Origin of the sequence: uncultured Aquitalea sp., assembly GCF_945957525.1 — a bacterium.
Classification (GTDB): Bacteria; Pseudomonadota; Gammaproteobacteria; order Burkholderiales; family Chromobacteriaceae; genus Aquitalea.
In genome coordinates this window covers 93,842-109,359 of record NZ_CAMFLA010000002.1, presented here as the reverse complement: position 1 = coordinate 109,359, position 15,518 = coordinate 93,842, and the positions used below count along the sequence as shown (strand labels likewise).

The 15,518-nt window shown below is 59.8% G+C and carries 20 protein-coding genes; 12 read left to right on the top strand and 8 right to left on the bottom strand.

Annotated elements, in window-relative coordinates:
- Positions 1–3: 3 nt before the first annotated feature.
- The 6 genes from Q0P52_RS02285 (at position 4) to Q0P52_RS02260 (ending at position 3,744) form a co-directional block, all read left to right on the top strand.
- Complete coding sequence (locus tag Q0P52_RS02285) at positions 4–945, top strand: stomatin-like protein (RefSeq protein ID WP_293765529.1); 942 nt, start codon at positions 4–6, stop codon at positions 943–945.
- A gap of 61 nt (positions 946–1,006) precedes the next feature.
- Positions 1,007–1,540, top strand: coding sequence for a septation protein A (locus Q0P52_RS02280; RefSeq protein WP_293765530.1), 534 nt, complete (start codon positions 1,007–1,009; stop codon positions 1,538–1,540).
- A gap of 2 nt (positions 1,541–1,542) precedes the next feature.
- Positions 1,543–1,845, top strand: a complete 303-nt coding sequence (locus tag Q0P52_RS02275; RefSeq protein WP_293765531.1) for a YciI family protein — start codon at positions 1,543–1,545, stop codon at positions 1,843–1,845.
- Complete coding sequence (locus Q0P52_RS02270; protein WP_293765532.1) at positions 1,842–2,108, top strand: BolA family protein; 267 nt, start codon at positions 1,842–1,844, stop codon at positions 2,106–2,108. Before Q0P52_RS02275 ends, Q0P52_RS02270 begins: the two co-directional genes overlap by 4 nt.
- A gap of 25 nt (positions 2,109–2,133) precedes the next feature.
- Positions 2,134–2,922, top strand: a complete 789-nt coding sequence (locus tag Q0P52_RS02265) for a peptidylprolyl isomerase (RefSeq protein WP_293765533.1) — start codon at positions 2,134–2,136, stop codon at positions 2,920–2,922.
- A 36-nt stretch (positions 2,923–2,958) separates the two neighbouring features.
- Positions 2,959–3,744, top strand: a complete 786-nt coding sequence (locus tag Q0P52_RS02260) for a peptidylprolyl isomerase (protein WP_293765534.1) — start codon at positions 2,959–2,961, stop codon at positions 3,742–3,744.
- 76 nt (positions 3,745–3,820) lie between these two features.
- Here the strand turns inward: Q0P52_RS02260 and Q0P52_RS02255 are convergent, their stop codons facing one another.
- A complete protein-coding gene (locus Q0P52_RS02255; protein ID WP_293765535.1) occupies positions 3,821–4,600 on the bottom strand; it encodes an enoyl-CoA hydratase in 780 nt (259 codons plus the stop codon).
- A 307-nt stretch (positions 4,601–4,907) separates the two neighbouring features.
- On the opposite strand from Q0P52_RS02255, the gene Q0P52_RS02250 reads away from it, so the two are divergent.
- The gene (locus Q0P52_RS02250) at positions 4,908–5,576 is read left to right on the top strand and encodes a sulfite exporter TauE/SafE family protein (protein ID WP_293765536.1); all 669 of its coding nucleotides are present in this window, start codon (positions 4,908–4,910) and stop codon (positions 5,574–5,576) included.
- Between the two features lie 52 nt (positions 5,577–5,628).
- Here Q0P52_RS02250 and Q0P52_RS02245 read toward each other — a convergent pair whose 3' ends face one another.
- Genes Q0P52_RS02245 through Q0P52_RS02220 form a run of 6 tightly spaced genes read right to left on the bottom strand, consistent with a single transcriptional unit; the run spans position 5,629 to position 9,715 of the window.
- On the bottom strand, positions 5,629–6,516 hold the full coding sequence (locus Q0P52_RS02245) for a metal ABC transporter substrate-binding protein (RefSeq protein WP_293765537.1): 888 nt from the start codon (positions 6,514–6,516) through the stop codon (positions 5,629–5,631).
- Between the two features lie 10 nt (positions 6,517–6,526).
- Positions 6,527–7,402, bottom strand: a complete 876-nt coding sequence (locus Q0P52_RS02240) for a metal ABC transporter permease (RefSeq protein WP_293765549.1) — start codon at positions 7,400–7,402, stop codon at positions 6,527–6,529.
- Positions 7,402–8,145, bottom strand: a complete 744-nt coding sequence (locus Q0P52_RS02235; RefSeq protein WP_293765538.1) for an ABC transporter ATP-binding protein — start codon at positions 8,143–8,145, stop codon at positions 7,402–7,404. The genes Q0P52_RS02240 and Q0P52_RS02235 overlap by 1 nt, the downstream gene beginning before the upstream one ends.
- The gene (locus Q0P52_RS02230; protein ID WP_293765539.1) at positions 8,142–8,342 is read right to left on the bottom strand and encodes a hypothetical protein; all 201 of its coding nucleotides are present in this window, start codon (positions 8,340–8,342) and stop codon (positions 8,142–8,144) included. Before Q0P52_RS02230 ends, Q0P52_RS02235 begins: the two co-directional genes overlap by 4 nt.
- A 9-nt stretch (positions 8,343–8,351) precedes the next feature.
- On the bottom strand, positions 8,352–9,278 hold the full coding sequence (locus Q0P52_RS02225; protein WP_293765540.1) for a GTP-binding protein: 927 nt from the start codon (positions 9,276–9,278) through the stop codon (positions 8,352–8,354).
- Entirely contained in the window at positions 9,266–9,715 is a 450-nt protein-coding gene (locus Q0P52_RS02220; RefSeq protein ID WP_293765541.1) for a Fur family transcriptional regulator, read from the bottom strand. The genes Q0P52_RS02225 and Q0P52_RS02220 overlap by 13 nt, the downstream gene beginning before the upstream one ends.
- 151 nt (positions 9,716–9,866) lie before the next feature.
- On the opposite strand from Q0P52_RS02220, the gene Q0P52_RS02215 reads away from it, so the two are divergent.
- Both Q0P52_RS02215 and Q0P52_RS02210 read left to right on the top strand, forming a co-directional pair.
- Positions 9,867–10,307 (top strand): cytochrome c, encoded by a 441-nt coding sequence (locus Q0P52_RS02215; RefSeq protein ID WP_293765542.1) that lies wholly within the window; start codon positions 9,867–9,869, stop codon positions 10,305–10,307.
- Between the two features lie 83 nt (positions 10,308–10,390).
- Positions 10,391–10,828: a cytochrome c gene (locus tag Q0P52_RS02210; protein WP_293765543.1), complete on the top strand. Its 438-nt coding sequence runs from the start codon at positions 10,391–10,393 to the stop codon at positions 10,826–10,828.
- A gap of 73 nt (positions 10,829–10,901) precedes the next feature.
- Here Q0P52_RS02210 and Q0P52_RS02205 read toward each other — a convergent pair whose 3' ends face one another.
- On the bottom strand, positions 10,902–11,561 hold the full coding sequence (locus Q0P52_RS02205) for a cytochrome b/b6 domain-containing protein (protein ID WP_293765544.1): 660 nt from the start codon (positions 11,559–11,561) through the stop codon (positions 10,902–10,904).
- A 319-nt stretch (positions 11,562–11,880) separates the two neighbouring features.
- Here Q0P52_RS02205 and tyrS point away from each other — a divergent pair, with 319 nt between their 5' ends.
- The 3 genes from tyrS to Q0P52_RS02190 all read left to right on the top strand — a co-directional run bounded on the left by tyrS (position 11,881) and on the right by Q0P52_RS02190 (position 15,516).
- Positions 11,881–13,155 (top strand): tyrosine--tRNA ligase, encoded by a 1,275-nt coding sequence (gene tyrS, locus Q0P52_RS02200; RefSeq protein WP_293765545.1) that lies wholly within the window; start codon positions 11,881–11,883, stop codon positions 13,153–13,155.
- 128 nt (positions 13,156–13,283) lie between these two features.
- Positions 13,284–13,757 (top strand): bacterioferritin, encoded by a 474-nt coding sequence (bfr, locus tag Q0P52_RS02195; RefSeq protein ID WP_293765546.1) that lies wholly within the window; start codon positions 13,284–13,286, stop codon positions 13,755–13,757.
- Positions 13,758–14,190: 433 nt separating this feature from the next.
- On the top strand, positions 14,191–15,516 hold the full coding sequence (locus Q0P52_RS02190; RefSeq protein ID WP_293765547.1) for a PAS domain-containing methyl-accepting chemotaxis protein: 1,326 nt from the start codon (positions 14,191–14,193) through the stop codon (positions 15,514–15,516).
- Positions 15,517–15,518: the final 2 nt, after the last annotated feature.

Below are 15,518 nucleotides of genomic sequence, written 5' to 3'. Positions count from 1 at the left end.
ACCATGGAATTCGCCCTTATTCTCTTTCTTGCCGTCCTTGTCTTCATCATCAAATCGGTCAAGGTGGTACCGCAACAGCACGCCTTCATCATTGAGCGTCTTGGCCGTTATCACGCCACCCTGACGCCCGGCCTGAACATCATCATCCCCTTTGTCGACCGCTTGGCCTATCGCCACAGCCTGAAGGAAATCCCGCTGGATGTGCCCAGCCAGATCTGCATCACGCGCGACAACACCCAACTGAAAGTGGACGGCATCCTCTACTTCCAGATTACCGACCCCCAGCGCGCCTCCTACGGCACCAGCGACTACATTATTGCCATCACCCAGCTGGCCCAAACCACCTTGCGCTCGGTCATCGGCAAGATGGAGCTGGACAAAACCTTCGAAGAGCGCGATGAAATCAACCAGACGGTGGTGGCCGCGCTGGACGAAGCCGCCATCAATTGGGGCGTGAAAGTGCTGCGCTACGAAATCAAGGATCTGGTGCCGCCACAAGACATCCTGCACGCCATGCAGGCGCAGATCACCGCCGAACGGGAAAAACGCGCCCGCATCGCCCAGTCCGAAGGTCTTAAGATGGAGCAGATCAACCTGGCAACCGGCGCGCGCGAGGCGGCCATCCAGAAATCCCAGGGGGAAATGCAGGCCACCATCAATAACTCCGAAGGCTCGCGCCAGGCCGCCATCAACAAGGCGCAGGGCGAAGCCGAAGCCCTGCGACTGGTGGCCGACGCCACCGCCGACGCCATCGCCCGCGTGGCGGGGGCCGTGAAGCAGGACGGTGGTCTCGAAGCCGTCAACCTGAAGGTGGCGGAACAATATGTGGCGGCCTTCGGCCAACTGGCGAAGGAAGGCAACACCATTCTGCTGCCGGCCAATGCCGCCGACGTCAGTTCGCTGGTGGCCACCGCCATGAGCATCGTCAAACAAGGCAAGGCCTGAGCCTGATTTCTCTCCTGCCGGCGGCTTGTATTGCCGGCAGGCTGCCCCCATAATCTGCCGCATGAAATTGTTAACAGACTTCCTGCCCATTGTGCTGTTCTTTGCAGCATACTGGCTCAACCACGACATCTTCCTTGCCACCAAGGTTCTGATCGCCGCCACCGTCATCCTGTTTGCCTGGACCTGGATCCGTCATCGCAAGATCGACACCATGCAGTGGATCAGCCTGGGCATCTGCCTGTTGCTGGGCGCGGCCACACTGATCTTTCACGACGATCGCTTCATCATCTGGAAGCCCACTGTGATGTACTGGCTGATGGGCGGTGCCCTGCTGGTCAGCGAGCTGGCCGGACGCAACGGTCTCAAGCTGCTCATGGGTCAGCAATTGGAACTGCCTGCGCCGGTATGGCGCAGGCTGACTCTGTCGTGGATAGCATTTTTCGCCGGCATGGGCGCGCTCAACCTGTTTGTCGCTTTCCACTTCGACCGCGACATCTGGGTGAACTTCAAGCTGTTCGGCGGCCTAGGACTGATGGTGCTGTTCGTCGTCGGCCAAAGCCTGTTCCTTTCCAAATACATTGAGGAAAAGAAATAAACATGCTGTACATCATCAATGGCAAGGACCACCCCGGCTCTCTGGCCAATCGTCTTGCCGCGCGCCCGGAACACCTCGCCCGTCTGCAAGCCCTGCAGGAAGCCGGCCGCCTGGTGCTGGCCGGTCCCTGCCCGGCCATCGACAGCATCGACCCCGGCCCGGCCGGATTCACCGGCAGCCTGATCGTGGCTGAGTTTGAATCCCTCGAAGCCGCGCAAGCCTGGGCTGCCGCCGATCCCTATGTATCCGCTGGCGTCTACGCCGAAGTGGACGTCAAGCCTTTCCGCAAGGTTTTTCCCGCATGAGCGACACCGTAGCGCTGCTTGAGCAGGCTCTGACCGCACTGGCGCCCGAACACATCCAGCTCGATGACGACAGCGCAGAGCATGCAGGCCATGCCGGCGCCCGCTCCGGCGGCGGACACTATACGCTCACCATCGTCAGCGGCCGTTTTGCCGGGCTTTCGCGCGTGGCGCGCCATCGCCTGGTGTACGACACGCTGGGCGAGTTGATGAAGACCCGGGTTCACGCGCTGGCCATCCGCGCGCTGACACCCGAAGAAATCTGAATTGCAGAAATAACCAGGGGATAACATGAAGCACTCTCGCATCGCAGCCCTGCTGCTGGCCTCCGCCATCAGCCTCCCGGTCATGGCCGAATCCGTCGCCGTGGTCAACGGCAAAGCCATCGACAAGGCCGACCTCGACGCCGCAGTCAACGTCGTAATCCAGAACAGCGGCGGCAACGTCCAGGACTCCCCCGCCCTTCGCCAGCAAGTGAAAGACACGCTGGTCAGCCGCGAACTGGTACTGCAGGAAGCCCAGCGCCGCAGCCTGGACAAGCAACCCGCATTCACCAAGCGCATGGACGAAGTGCGCCAGGACATGCTGCGCGAAGCGCTGTTTGCCGACCTGATCAAGGAAAGCAACATTTCCGACGCGCAGGTAGACGCGCGCTACAAGGAAACCCAGGGCAAATTCGCCGGCACCAAGGACGTTCACGCCGCCCAGATCGTCGTAGGCAGCGAAGTCGAGGCGCAAAAAGTGATCGATGCGCTGAAGAAGGGTGGCAAGTTTGAAGAACTGGCCAAGACCCGCTCGCTCGACCCATCCGCCAAGCAAACCGGCGGCGACATGGGCTGGGGCAACCTCTCCCGCATGGAACAACCGCTGGCCGAAGTGCTGAAGCCGCTGGGCAAGAACCAATACACCACCAAGCCGATGCAAACCCGCATGGGCTGGCACGTGTTCAAGGTGATGGAGATCCGCGACGCCCAACTGCCGCCGCTGTCCGAAGTCAAGCCGCAAATCCTGCGTCAACTGCAGGAAGAGTATGTGAACAAGGCCGTGGAAGATCTGCGCGCCAAAGCCAAGATCCAGTAAGCAACACCCGACAACACGAACGAACAGGAATCAAACATGCGCAAGACCCTGCTGGCCAGCGCCCTGCTGGTTGCCCTGAGCACCTCCTCCTTCGCCGCCGGTCCGTCCGTGAATGGCGCTGAAATTTCCCAGGCGCGCATCGACGCCGTGGTGAAAATGATGCAGGACCAAGGCCAAGGCCAGACTGCCGACCCGAAAATGGCCGACATGGTGAAGGATCAGCTGATCACCGCCGAAGTGTTGCGTCAGGAAGCCGTGAAGAAGGGCCTGGACAAGACCCCGGACTTCAAGGCCGAAATGGAAAACATGCAAGCGATGGCGCTGGCCAATCGCGTGATCAAGGACTTCCAGAAAGCCAATCCGGTTACCGACGACCAGATCAAGGCCGAATACGACAAGCTGGTAGCTTCCGTACCGGAAACCAAGCAGTACCACGCCCGCCACATCCTGGTGAAAACCGAGGCTGAAGCCAAGGCCATCATCGAATCCCTGCGCAAGGGCAAGGCTTTTGAAACCCTGGCCAAGGAAAAGTCTCTTGATCCGGGCAGCAAGCAGAACGGCGGCGATCTGGACTGGCAAGAGCCGGGCACCTTCGTTGCCCCGTTTGCCGAAGCCCTCGCCAAGCTGAGCAAGGGTCAGGTTACCGCCACCCCGGTAAAAACCGAGTACGGCTGGCACGTGATCAAGCTGGACGGCATCCGCACCCAGCGCAATGTACCGTCGCTGGATGAGGCCAAGCCGCAACTGGCGCAACGCCTGATGGGCGCGCGAGTGGAAAAATTCGTGGGCGACCTGAAAGCCCAGGCCAAGATCCAGCAATAATCCGGATCACGGCAAAAACAAAGGGATGCCATCCGGCATCCCTTTTTTTATTACCCCGTTGGTCTGGCCTTTTTGTTCAGTCTTCATCCGCCCACTTTGGCGCGCGTTTGCCGAGAAAAGCCGCCACGCCCTCTTTCTGCTCATCGCCGCCAATCAGGGCCAGCGCCGCTTCGCGCTCTAGTTGCAGATGCGCTTCCAGCGTTCGCTCAGCGCTGCCATCGATCAAGGCATGCGCAGCGCTCACGGCCTCCGGCCCCTGCGCGCTCACCTTGTTGGCCAGGCTGACGGCGACTATCTTGGCAAACCCGGAATCGACAATCTCTTCGACCAGGCCAATCTCGAAAGCCTTCTCCGCCGTTACAATCTCGCCACCTAGCACGATGCGCTTGGCCCATGCGCGCCCTACCTTGTCGGCCAGGGTCTTGGTGCCGCCAGCACTGGGAATCAAGCCTACCTTGCCCTCGGGCAAACCCAGCCGCGCTCCTCGCTCCGCCACCATGTAGTCGCACATCAGCGCGCACTCCAGACCGCCGCCCAACGCATAGCCGTTAATGGCGGCCACGGTTACGCCCGGATAAGCGCGAATCGCGGCAAAAGCATCGTGGAAGGCATCCAGAAAGGCCGCCGCAGTTTCGCGGTCGCCAGTTGTGAACAGCTTCAGATCAGCGCCTGCCGAAAAAAAGGCCTCGCCAGCGCCGGTTATCACCACGGAACGCACAGTCGCGTCGTCATGCAAACCCCGGACGATGACTGCCAACTCACGCAGGCTGTCGGGATTCCACAGATTGGCAGGAGGGTTGTTGATGGTAATGATTGCTGACTGGCCCAGGCGTTCTAGCGTCAAATACTTGGCCATTGGTTTCCTCACTGTTTCCCCAGTTTTCCATCTTGGTCGTTACACTTTTGAAATTCCGGCAACGCGGCCTATGCTTGGCCGTCCCCGTTGTTGCCGAAACGATTGTGCATTTTCCGAGGTATCAATCTGTTTTACCAGATAGAACGATCGGAACTTGCCTATATTTTTTCTAGATGCACAGCAAACGAAATGCCAAACAGAATTTGGCTCTTTCACGACATTACCTTGTCAATTTTCGCTGAAAAATGAGGCAATCTGTCCTGTGGCACCCTCTGTTAGAATAGGGATTTACACAACAGACACGCCAATGATCGAAACCAGCTTCTGGGTGGTTTTCCTTGCCGGCCTGCTCGGCGGCGGCCATTGCATGGGCATGTGCGGCGGCATTGTCGCCGCGCTGACGCTCAACCTTCCTCCTCATCAGCGTCGCTGGACCATCATGCTGGCCTACAATGCCGGCCGCATCGGCAGTTATGTGCTGATCGGCGCGCTGCTGGCCGGCCTCGCCGGGGCCGGGCTGACCCTGCTGGCGGCAAACCCGGCGCAAACTGCGCTCCTGGTGCTGGCCAACCTGATGCTGATCGCCATGGGCCTGTACCTGGCGGGGCTCTCCCGCGCCATCACCAACATGGAATCGCTGGGCCGCCCAGTGTGGCGCCGCATCCAGCCACTTACCGCCCGACTGCTCCCCATCCGCCACTGGCCAGCCGCGCTGCTGGCCGGCGCGCTATGGGGCTGGCTGCCCTGCGGTCTGGTCTACAGTGCATCCCTGTCGGCTCTGGCTACCGGCTCCGCCCCCCAAGGTGCGCTGATGATGCTGGCCTTTGGTTTGGGCACATTGCCCAATCTGCTGCTGATGGGCGTTTTCGCCGACACCTTGCGCCTCTGGATGCAAAAACGGCCAGTCCGGCTGATCGCGGGGCTGGCCGTGGCCGGCATGGGAGTTTACCGGCTGGCGACACTGGCGCTGGGCTAGCCGAGCGCCCTTGCCCTTGCTGAGCGAGGGGCGCAACGCTCAGCCACCGGGCTTACTTTACCGACTTCAGAATCGTGTCCACGTTATAACGGAACATGTCCTGCCAGGTGGCGGCCGGACCCTTGGCCGGCGACAGCGCATCGGCATACAGCTTGCCGCCCACCTTCACGCCCGCCTCTTTCGACAACTGCTCCAGCAGACGCTTGTCGCTCATGTTTTCCATGAATACGGCGTCCACCTGCTCCTTGCGCACTTGCCGCACCAACTGGGCCACGCCCTTGGCCGAGGCCTCCGCCTCGGTGCTGACGCCCTGAATGGCCAGCAGGCGAATGCCGTAACGATTGCCCAGATAGCCGAAGGCGTCATGCGTGGTCAGCATCTTGCGGCGCGCGGACGGCACGGCGGCAAAGCGCTGGGCCGCCCAATCATCCAACTGCTTCACTCGCGCAGAGAAGTCTGCCGCACGCTTGTCGTACTCCGCCTTGCCGGCGGGGTCGGCCTTGATCAGGCCGTCGGCAATATTGCGGATATACACCTGCACGCGCTGCGGATCATGCCAGGCGTGGGGGTCCATGGTGTCATGGCCGTGCCCCTCACCCTCTTCGGCCGACGCCTTGATGGTTTTCACGCCCTTGCCAGCTTCCACCAGCACACCCTTGAAGCTGGACGCCTTGGTCAAACGCGTCATCCAGCCTTCCATGCCAAGGCCATTCACCACAAACACTTTGGCGCCGGCAACGCGCTTCACATCCGCCGGACTGGGTTGGAATACATGCGCATCGCCATCCGGGCCCACCAGCGTGGAGACATCCACCCGATCCCCGCCGATCTGCCGGGTGAGATCAGCCACCACAGTGAAACTGGCAACAACGGGCAACTTCGCCGCCCAAGCGGGCAGGGTCAAACTGGCCAGCATCAGGCCCAAGGCAATCTTGTTCATGAGAGTCCTTTCAGGATTCGAGATGGCGCGCGCGGATGTAGCGCGGCAAAGCACCGCCTACCGGCGCAAACAGCAGGGAAACGATGTACACCAGCCCGGCCAGCAGGATGATGGCCGGCCCGGATGGGAGTTCGAAGTGATAAGACAACAGCAAGCCGCCAAGCCCACTGGCAAAAGCCACGCCTACCGCCACCGCCAGCATGCCCTCAACGCTGTCCGACCAAAGCCGCGCGGTAATGGCCGGCAGCATCATCAGGCCTACAGCCATCAATGTGCCCAAGGCCTGAAAACCCGCCACCAGATTCAGCACCACCAGCATCAGGAATGCCATGTGCCAGATGCCGCCGCGCGCACCTACCGAACGCAGGAATACCGGGTCCAGGCTTTCCAGCAGCAAGGGGCGATAGATCACCGACAAGGCCACCAGCGTAATGGTGGCGACAATGGCTACCAGCAACAGCGCGGCATCATCCACCGCCAGCACCGAGCCAAACAGGATATGCATCAGGTCCACGTTGTTGCCGCTGCGGGACACCAGCAGCACACCAATGGACAGCGACAGCAGATAGAAGCCGGCAAAACTGGCATCTTCCTTCACCCCGGCATAGCGGGTGGCCAGACCCGACAGCGCTGCCACCAGCACGCCGGCAAAGAAACCGCCCAGACTCATGGCCGGCAGACTGAGGCCAGCCAGCATGAAGCCCACCGCCGCACCGGGCAGTACGGCATGGCTCATGGCGTCGCCCATCAGGCTCATGCGGCGCATCACCAGAAACAGTCCGATGGGCCCCGAGCCCAGCGCCAGCGCGAGGCAGCCCACCAGCGCACGGCGCATGAAGGCGAAGTCGACAAAGGGCGACACCAGCAGTTCGTACAAATGTTGCATCACGCCTCGACTCCTTCGGTCTGACAAATGGGCGCGCGCGCTTGCCAGTGGGCCGCCGTTTCCACCGCGCGGCGCAGCTTGTCGACCGTCAGCACGTTGCGGGTATCGCCCCAGGCAACCACCTCGCGCGCCAACAACAAGGTGTGCGGAAAGTACTGCCGCACCTGCTCTTCATCGTGCAGCACGGCGATAACGGTGCGCCCCTCTTGCTGCCAGCGCTTCACCAGCTGCAACAAATCGTGCGTTGTCTTGGCGTCCATCGCGTTGAAGGGCTCGTCCAGCAGGATTACTCGCGCGTCCTGCAACAGGATGCGGGCGAACAACACCCGCTGGAATTGCCCGCTGGACAAGGCGGCGATGGTGCGCGGCGCAAAATCCGCCAGCCCCACCTGCTCCAGCGCATCCAGCGCGCGGCCCATGCCCGGCCGGCCAAGCTTGCCGAAGGGCCCGCTCTGGTGCCACAAACCGGTGGCTACCAGTTCCAGCACGGTTACCGGCAAACTGCGGTCGATTTCCGACTGCTGCGGCAGATAGGCGATATCCTTGCGGCTCATGCCCTCCATCGTCACCTTCCCCTGATCCGGCTTGAGCGCGCCCACCATGGCTTTGAGCAAGGTGCTCTTGCCGGCGCCGTTGGGGCCGAAGATGGCGGTAGCCTCGCCCATGGCAAAACCGCCGCTGACATGATGCACCGCCGGATGCCGCTGATAGGACACCGTGACGTTATCCAGCGCCAGCCTCATGCTGCCTCCCGCAGTGCCCAAAGCACGGCCAGCCACAGCACCCCCAGCCCGGCGGCCGACAGCAACAAGCGCTCCGCCACCGACATCGCCAGCAAGCTGAAAGGCATGCGGAAATTGGACGATGTCAGATGCTGATGCGCTTCGTGATGATGATGGCCATGATCGTCATGGCCGTGTTGATGCTGATGTTGCGACATGTCCGTTCCTTACTCGAAGCAGGCCTGAAGTTCGCGCTCGATGGCTTCGGCGTCAAAAGCGCCGGCAATCAGCTCGAAACGGCTGTCACGCCGCCAGGACACCTGATTGGCACCCCACTGACCCTCAGCCCAGTTGAGCCACACCCAGGTATCCAGCACGCGAAACACGCCCTTGGCTCGCACCAACCCCGGCACCGCCTTCGGCAAACCATCAAAAAACTGCGTTAAGGCCTCACCGCTGAAGGATTGCTCCGGCGGGAAGGTCCAGCCTTGTGAATCCCACTGACTGGCGGCATCCACCGGCACGGCCGGGCGGTAGCGCGGCTTGAGGGTGACTGCGTCATTCAGCCAGTCCGCCTGCAGTTGGCCATTCAGCACTTCCGCCACTCTCGACTTGGGCGGAAACAGCTTGCCCGCCTGTTCGCGGAAGGCCTGCAGCGTCTCCATATCGGCCATGTCCACCTTGTTGGCCACTAGCACATCGGCAATGGCCACCTGATCGCGGTACAATGGCTGACGCAGATAATCCGGGTTGACAAACTGGCGCGGGTCCACCAGCGTCAGCACCGCGCCCACTTCCAAAGCATCGCCCAGCGGCGGCGTGCGAAGCTCATCGATAACGCCGGCGGCATGCGCAAGGCCGCTGGCCTCGATCAACAGACGGTCCGGCCGCTCGCGGCGCAACAGGGTGGCCACGGTAGCGGTCATTTGCGGGCCGGCCACGCAGCACAGACAGCCACCGGCGATTTCCGCCACCGGCAGTTCGTCGTTCATCAGGGCCGCGCCGTCTATGCCCACCTCGCCAAACTCATTGACGATGACCGCCCATTTCTCATTGACCGGGCGATTGGCGATCAAGTGGCGCAGGGCCGTGGTCTTGCCCACGCCCAGAAAACCGGTAAACAGGTTGACGATGGTTTTTTTCATGCGTGACATGCTCTGCAAGTGCCGGCCAGAACCAGATTCTGCGGCTTGATGTTGAAAGCGACCGCGCCGGCGGCGTCGCGAACGGCGGCCAGGCCCTGCCCTGCGTCCAGTTCTTCCACGCGGCCACAGTCCTCGCACACCAGAATCAGACTCTCATGGCTGCACTCGAAATGATTGCAGACGACAAATCCGTTCAGCGCGTCCACCCGGTGCAGCAAGCCCTGCTCCACCAAAAAATCCAGCGCGCGGTACACGGTAGGCGGCGCGGCCACACCGCGCTCTTTTTGCAGATCGGCCAGCACCTGGTAAGCCTTCACCACGCCGTCGTACTCCAGCACCAGCTCCAGCACGCGCCGGCGCAGCGCCGTGAGCTTGCAACCCAGCCGCTCACAATGCGCTTCGGCCGACTGCAGGTAGACGTCTCGCTCCATGCGGGTTCGCTCCATTGATAATTCGTCTCAAATGTTACTGTATAACATCACACACAACAACCCTTAACACTTAAGGGATTTTTCCGAGGGATAAACCGTCTCAAGGGTTCATGCTCGCGTGATACGATTTTTTACTGATCCATCCCTCACTTGTAAGGAGCCCCTCATGAAGAAAATCCTGCTCTTCGCTCTGCTGGTCCTGGCCGCCGGCCAGACTTTCGCCGCCGAGCCCGTCTCCGCCCGCCAGAATGTATTCAAGCAGTACAAGAAAGACGTCGGCGCCATGGGCAAAATGGCCAAGGGCGACGTGGCTTACAACAAGGATGAGTTCGCCAGGCTGGCCTCGCACCTGGATGAGCTGGCCCAGCAACCTTGGCAATACTTCACGCCAGGCACCGCCGCCGGCAAAACCGCCAAAGAAACCGACGCCAAGCCGGAAATCTGGAGCAAGCCCGCCGATTGGCAAAAAGCCGTAGACACTCACAAAGCCGAAACCGCCAAACTGAAACAAGTGGCTGCAACCGGCGACCTCTCCGCCATCAAGGCGCAGTTCGGCGCAGTGCAAAAAACCTGCAAGGCCTGTCACGACGCCTTCCGCAAGGACTGATAAACTAGCCCCTTGCTGAAACAGACTGGCTCCCCACTCACCGGGGAGCCTTCTTCGCCAACGCCGCACACAATATCGCCACTATGAAAAAAATCCTCGCCGCCCTACTGCTGACCGCCCTTGCCATCCCTGCCGCCATGGCCGACAGCCCGACCGAAGTCCGCACCCAGAGCTTCAAGAAAATCCTGCGCGCCTTCGAACCGATGGGCATGGTTGTACGCGACCGAGACCCCTACAATAAAGACGCCTTCATTAAACAGGCCGACACACTGAAGCAACTGTCCGCCGAGCCGTTCAATCACTTCCCGCAAGGCAGCATCGACGGCAAGAGCCGCGCCAAACCGGAAATCTGGAGCCAGCCGGCCAAGTTCCAGAGCGCCAAGGACAACTTCCTGAAGTCGGTCAACGACCTCTCCAGCACCGCCCGCAGTGGCGACCTGGCGGCCATCAAGAAGAGTTACGGCGTGGTAGCCCAAAGCTGCAAAGCCTGTCACGACAGCTTCCGCGGCCCGGAACGCTAAACAAGCGCCCCAACAAGCAGCACCCCATTGAAAAAGCCGGCATTCGCCGGCTTTTTCATGGTGCGTTCGCAATTTACAAACGCGACAGCAACAACATTACCCCTCCGCCCGTCACTATCAGTGTCGCCAGGCCCAGCCAGGCCGGGCGAAAACGCAGCGCAGTCGCTTCGCCCTCCACCTGCTTGCGGCCGGTAATCATCGGCTTGACCAGATTTTTGCCCTTGATGAAGCGGTAAGCCAGGATGGCGGCCACGTGCAAACCCACCAACGCCAACAGCACATTGAAGAAGCCCTTATGCAAGGCGGTGATGGATTCCGACGCGCCGCTGGCAACCAGCTTGGCCAGCGGGCCGTCAAACAGATAACTATCGACATCGGTAGCAAACAGGCCGCTCACCACCTGCGCCAACAGAGCCAGCAACAAGGCCAGCACCATGAGGCCGCCCAGCGGATTGTGACCCGGCTGCTCCGCCTCGGTCATTTCGCCCTTCAGATAGCGACGAATGGCCGCTGGCCCCTTGATGAACTGACTGAAACGCGCGGTGTCGCTGCCTGCCACACCCCACACCAGGCGAAAAAGCAGCAGCCCGCCGATCGCCTCGCCGCATAGCACGTGATAATGCAGCCAGTCCCCACCCTGCTCACCGGTAAACCACATGCCGCCGAACAGCGCCGCCAGGCTCCAATGAAACAAACGCGTGGGCAAATCCCAAACCTTGATCTTGCTCGCCATTCGGCCAACCTCGCATACAAGATGAATCACTTCGCCAACAAGGCGCCATGCAAAACCGAGCGCGCACGCCGCTAAGGGCAACACGCGAATGGGCTGGCATTGGCGATATTCAGATGAAACCGTCAGTTTGGACCAGATCGCCCCGCTCAGACAATGGCCAAGCGGTTAACAAGCGTAAAGCGCCACAGCCTAAGAGTCGGCAGAAAGAGGGTTTTGCGGTAGTATTGACGCTTTTGCGGCGACTGCTGTCGCGACGGCGCGAAGACAAACTTCTTGGCGCGAAACGGCAGTCCCATTCATGAATGTGTCGGAGAGGGTAATGAAGCAAGCATCACTGATGGAAGATCTGGAAGCACGCGGGCTGATCGCGCAAACCACTGACGCAGCGGCCCTGTCCGAGCTAATGGCACGGGAACAGATCACCCTGTATTGCGGCTTCGATCCCACTGCCGACAGTCTGCACATCGGCAGTCTGGTGCCCATCCTCATGCTGCGTCGCTTCCAGCAAGCCGGCCACCAACCCGTCGCTCTGGTGGGCGGCGCCACCGGCATGATTGGCGATCCCAGCTTCAAGGCCACCGAACGCAAGCTCAACACGCCCGACGTCATCGCCGGCTGGGTGGACAAGATTCGCGCCCAGGTGGCTCCCTTCCTCACCTTTGAAGGCGAGAACGCCGCAGTCATGGCCAACAACTACGACTGGTTCGGCAGCATGGGCGCACTGGAATTCCTGCGCGACATCGGCAAACATTTCTCCGTCAACGCCATGATCAAGAAAGAAGCCGTGCAGCAGCGCATCAACCGCGACGACCAGGGCATTTCCTACACCGAGTTCTCCTACAGCCTGCTGCAAGGCTACGACTTCGCCGAACTGAATAAGCGCCTGGGCTGCAAGCTGCAGATCGGCGGTTCCGACCAGTGGGGCAACATCACCGCCGGCACCGACCTCACCCGCCGCCTGAACCAGCAGCAAGTCTTCGGCCTGACCATGCCGCTGGTCACCAAGGCCGACGGCACCAAATTCGGCAAGACCGAGTCCGGCACTATCTGGCTGGACGCCAAAAAGACCTCGCCTTACGCCTTTTACCAGTTCTGGCTGGGTACCGCCGACGCCGACGTCTACAAATTCCTGCGCTACTTCTCCTTCCTGTCCGTGGCCGAGATCGCCGCCATCGAAGAGGCCGACAAAACCCGTGAAGGCAAGCCGGAAGGCCAGCGCATCCTCGCCGAACAGGTGACCGAGCTGGTGCATGGCAAAACAGCGCTGGAAGCTGCCCAACGCATCACCGCCAGCCTGTTCAGCAATGACCTGACCAGCCTCACCGCCGACGACTTCGCCCAACTGGCGCAAGACGGCCTGCCTTCTCTCGCTCTGCCGCGCGACGCCGATAATCTGATCGACGCACTGGCCGCCGGCGGTCTGGCCAAATCCAAGAGCGAGGCACGCACCTTCATCCAGAGCGGCGCGGTCAGCATCAACGGCGTCAAGGCCGACAGCCTGGAATACCGTTTCGGCGACGCCGACCGCCTGTTTGGCGAATACACCCTGCTCAAGCGCGGCAAGAAGCTGTACGCGCTGATCCGCTGGGAATAAGCCGCCTTCGGCAAACCTGGTCGAAGAAGAAATCCGACGCCCCGTCCAGCGGGGCGTTCTCGTCTTGATTTGTCGCCGGCAAGCTGCGATTCTGCCGAATACCCTTTATCAAAAAACAGGACATCCCCATGCAAGGCGACAACAACATCATCACGCTGCTCAACCAACTGCTAATGGGCGAACTGACCGCCATCGACCAATATTGGCTTCACGGTGAGATGTACCACGACCTGGGGCTGGGCAAGCTGGCGGAACATGCCCTGCACGAAGCCGAGCACGAACGCCAGCACGCCAAGGCCATCATGCAGCGCATCCTCTTCCTGCAAGGCACGCCGGACATGGCCACCCGCGAGGCGCTGAACATCGGCAATAGCGTGCCAGCCATGCTGCAGGCCGACCTCGCCGTGGAATACAAAGTGTCCGCCGCACTGAAAAAGGGCATCGCGCAATGCGAAGCCGCCAAGGATTACGTGACCCGCGACATGCTGGTTACCCAGCTGGACGACACCGAAATGGATCACGCTTACTTCCTGGAAAAGCAGCTCAAACTGATCGACCTCATTGGTCTGGAGAATTACACGCAAAGCCAGATGGGTGCCTGACGCTTGCCGGCATAGCACTGCCCCCCAAGGCCGTGCTGACCCACGCCCGCTTGCCGTACACATGCAGAAACAAGATAACGTCCCGCACCAGCACCAGTACCAAACCATACAACCTACCACGGCTGCGAACATTGGCGAGATTGCGTCCGGAGCTTGCGTAAGAACACAAATAACGCGAAATCCGCAGCCAAAGCCCATTCGATGACAGATTTCAGCTTGAATTGGCCGGAAAAGTAGCTCTTGGGAACAGGCAGAAGCGGCGTCATAAGCAAGTAGATGCAGGAATGCGCCCGACTGATGAGTTTTTCAACAGACTGCTAGAAAAGGAGGGGTGATTCAATGAAACCCTTGCCGAAGAACTAACCGAGAGGCTATAAGTAGACATGACTCAATAGTTTTTACTTGATTTTCACCTCCTCGGGGAGATCTCCGCATGTTCAATCGAAAGTTGCACGAGACCATCACCCACCTCAGCCATGAAAATCATGAGCTTCAGGCCATTCTCGATGCTGTTAGTCGATCCACTGCCATTGTACGGTTTGATATGACCGGAAATGTGGTAGAAGCCAATCCCAACTTCGTCAGCGTTATGGGTTATGAATCGTTGGCCGACATAAAAGGCTTGCACCACAGAACCTTTTGCGAGAAGTCATACACGGCATCCCGTGAGTATGAGCAGTTCTGGAGCAGCTTACGCAATGGTCAGCAGTTTTCAGGCCAGATCAAACGCATCAAGAAGGATGGCAATCCTGTATGGCTTGAGGCCACCTACAACCCGATCAAAGATAAAGACGGCAAAGTAACTGGCTTCATCAAATTTGCCAGCAACATTACCGAAAAAGTCCTTGCAAGCCTGAAAAGTCAGGCAATGCTAAATGCCATTGACCGCTCGATGGCAGTTATTGAGTTCACTCCAGATGGCACGATTACCGCCGTCAATCAAAACTTCCTGAATACCATGGGCTACTCCGCAGGAGATCTGATCGGCCATCATCATCGACAACTGTGCCCGCCCTCCTTTGTAAACAGTGATGAGTACAGTCGGCTTTGGAGCAACCTGAGAGACGGGCAGTTTTTTTCTGGACAGATCCTGCGCATTGCTCGCGACGGCTCCGAACGTTGGCTGGAAGCAACCTACAACCCCGTACTTGATGAGCAAGGTAAGGTGATATCAGTAGTGAAGTTTTCTACCGATATCACTACTTCGGTGAAGCGGCACAAGCAAGAACAAGACAGCGCAGTCTTTGCATTTAACACCTCCCAGCAAACCCGACACTGGGCAGATGAAGGTGTCGCCAGTGTTCAGACCGCGGTGGGTGAGATCGAGGCCATGGAGAGCGACATTGGCCAAGCCGGGGAGAATGTTACACGCCTAGGTGCTGATTCTCAGCAGATTGGGAGTATTGTTCAGACCATCAAGGACATCGCAGACCAGACAAACCTGCTGGCACTGAATGCAGCAATTGAAGCGGCTCGAGCAGGTGAAACCGGTCGAGGCTTTGCGGTGGTGGCTGATGAGGTAAGGAAGCTGGCCGAGCGTACTACGGCGTCAACCAGCCAGATTTCAGGAATGGTTAGCAATATCCAAGCAAGCACCGCTTTGGCGGTCGATAGCATGGCTGATATCTCTACCAAGGCGAGGGCAAGTGTTGAACACGTTAGCAAGGTTGGAGAAGTAATCTTCCAGATCCGGTCAGGTGCTGACTCAGTCGTAACAGCAATTCAACAGATAGCCAATGAGCGGGGCGTTTCGTCTTAATG

Excerpts from the sequence above, each read along its gene's own strand:
- Q0P52_RS02285 (WP_293765529.1), top strand. The coding sequence starts at position 4 with ATGGAATTCGCCCTTATTCTCTTTCTTGCCGTCCTTGTCTTCATCATC.
- Q0P52_RS02280 (WP_293765530.1), top strand. The coding sequence starts at position 1,007 with ATGAAATTGTTAACAGACTTCCTGCCCATTGTGCTGTTCTTTGCAGCA.
- Q0P52_RS02275 (WP_293765531.1), top strand. The coding sequence starts at position 1,543 with ATGCTGTACATCATCAATGGCAAGGACCACCCCGGCTCTCTGGCCAAT.
- Q0P52_RS02270 (WP_293765532.1), top strand. The coding sequence starts at position 1,842 with ATGAGCGACACCGTAGCGCTGCTTGAGCAGGCTCTGACCGCACTGGCG.
- Q0P52_RS02265 (WP_293765533.1), top strand. The coding sequence starts at position 2,134 with ATGAAGCACTCTCGCATCGCAGCCCTGCTGCTGGCCTCCGCCATCAGC.
- Q0P52_RS02260 (WP_293765534.1), top strand. The coding sequence starts at position 2,959 with ATGCGCAAGACCCTGCTGGCCAGCGCCCTGCTGGTTGCCCTGAGCACC.
- Q0P52_RS02255 (WP_293765535.1), bottom strand. The coding sequence starts at position 4,600 with ATGGCCAAGTATTTGACGCTAGAACGCCTGGGCCAGTCAGCAATCATT.
- Q0P52_RS02250 (WP_293765536.1), top strand. The coding sequence starts at position 4,908 with ATGATCGAAACCAGCTTCTGGGTGGTTTTCCTTGCCGGCCTGCTCGGC.
- Q0P52_RS02245 (WP_293765537.1), bottom strand. The coding sequence starts at position 6,516 with ATGAACAAGATTGCCTTGGGCCTGATGCTGGCCAGTTTGACCCTGCCC.
- Q0P52_RS02240 (WP_293765549.1), bottom strand. The coding sequence starts at position 7,402 with ATGCAACATTTGTACGAACTGCTGGTGTCGCCCTTTGTCGACTTCGCC.
- Q0P52_RS02235 (WP_293765538.1), bottom strand. The coding sequence starts at position 8,145 with ATGAGGCTGGCGCTGGATAACGTCACGGTGTCCTATCAGCGGCATCCG.
- Q0P52_RS02230 (WP_293765539.1), bottom strand. The coding sequence starts at position 8,342 with ATGTCGCAACATCAGCATCAACACGGCCATGACGATCATGGCCATCAT.
- Q0P52_RS02225 (WP_293765540.1), bottom strand. The coding sequence starts at position 9,278 with ATGTCACGCATGAAAAAAACCATCGTCAACCTGTTTACCGGTTTTCTG.
- Q0P52_RS02220 (WP_293765541.1), bottom strand. The coding sequence starts at position 9,715 with ATGGAGCGAACCCGCATGGAGCGAGACGTCTACCTGCAGTCGGCCGAA.
- Q0P52_RS02215 (WP_293765542.1), top strand. The coding sequence starts at position 9,867 with ATGAAGAAAATCCTGCTCTTCGCTCTGCTGGTCCTGGCCGCCGGCCAG.
- Q0P52_RS02210 (WP_293765543.1), top strand. The coding sequence starts at position 10,391 with ATGAAAAAAATCCTCGCCGCCCTACTGCTGACCGCCCTTGCCATCCCT.
- Q0P52_RS02205 (WP_293765544.1), bottom strand. The coding sequence starts at position 11,561 with ATGGCGAGCAAGATCAAGGTTTGGGATTTGCCCACGCGTTTGTTTCAT.
- tyrS (WP_293765545.1), top strand. The coding sequence starts at position 11,881 with ATGAAGCAAGCATCACTGATGGAAGATCTGGAAGCACGCGGGCTGATC.
- bfr (WP_293765546.1), top strand. The coding sequence starts at position 13,284 with ATGCAAGGCGACAACAACATCATCACGCTGCTCAACCAACTGCTAATG.
- Q0P52_RS02190 (WP_293765547.1), top strand. The coding sequence starts at position 14,191 with ATGTTCAATCGAAAGTTGCACGAGACCATCACCCACCTCAGCCATGAA.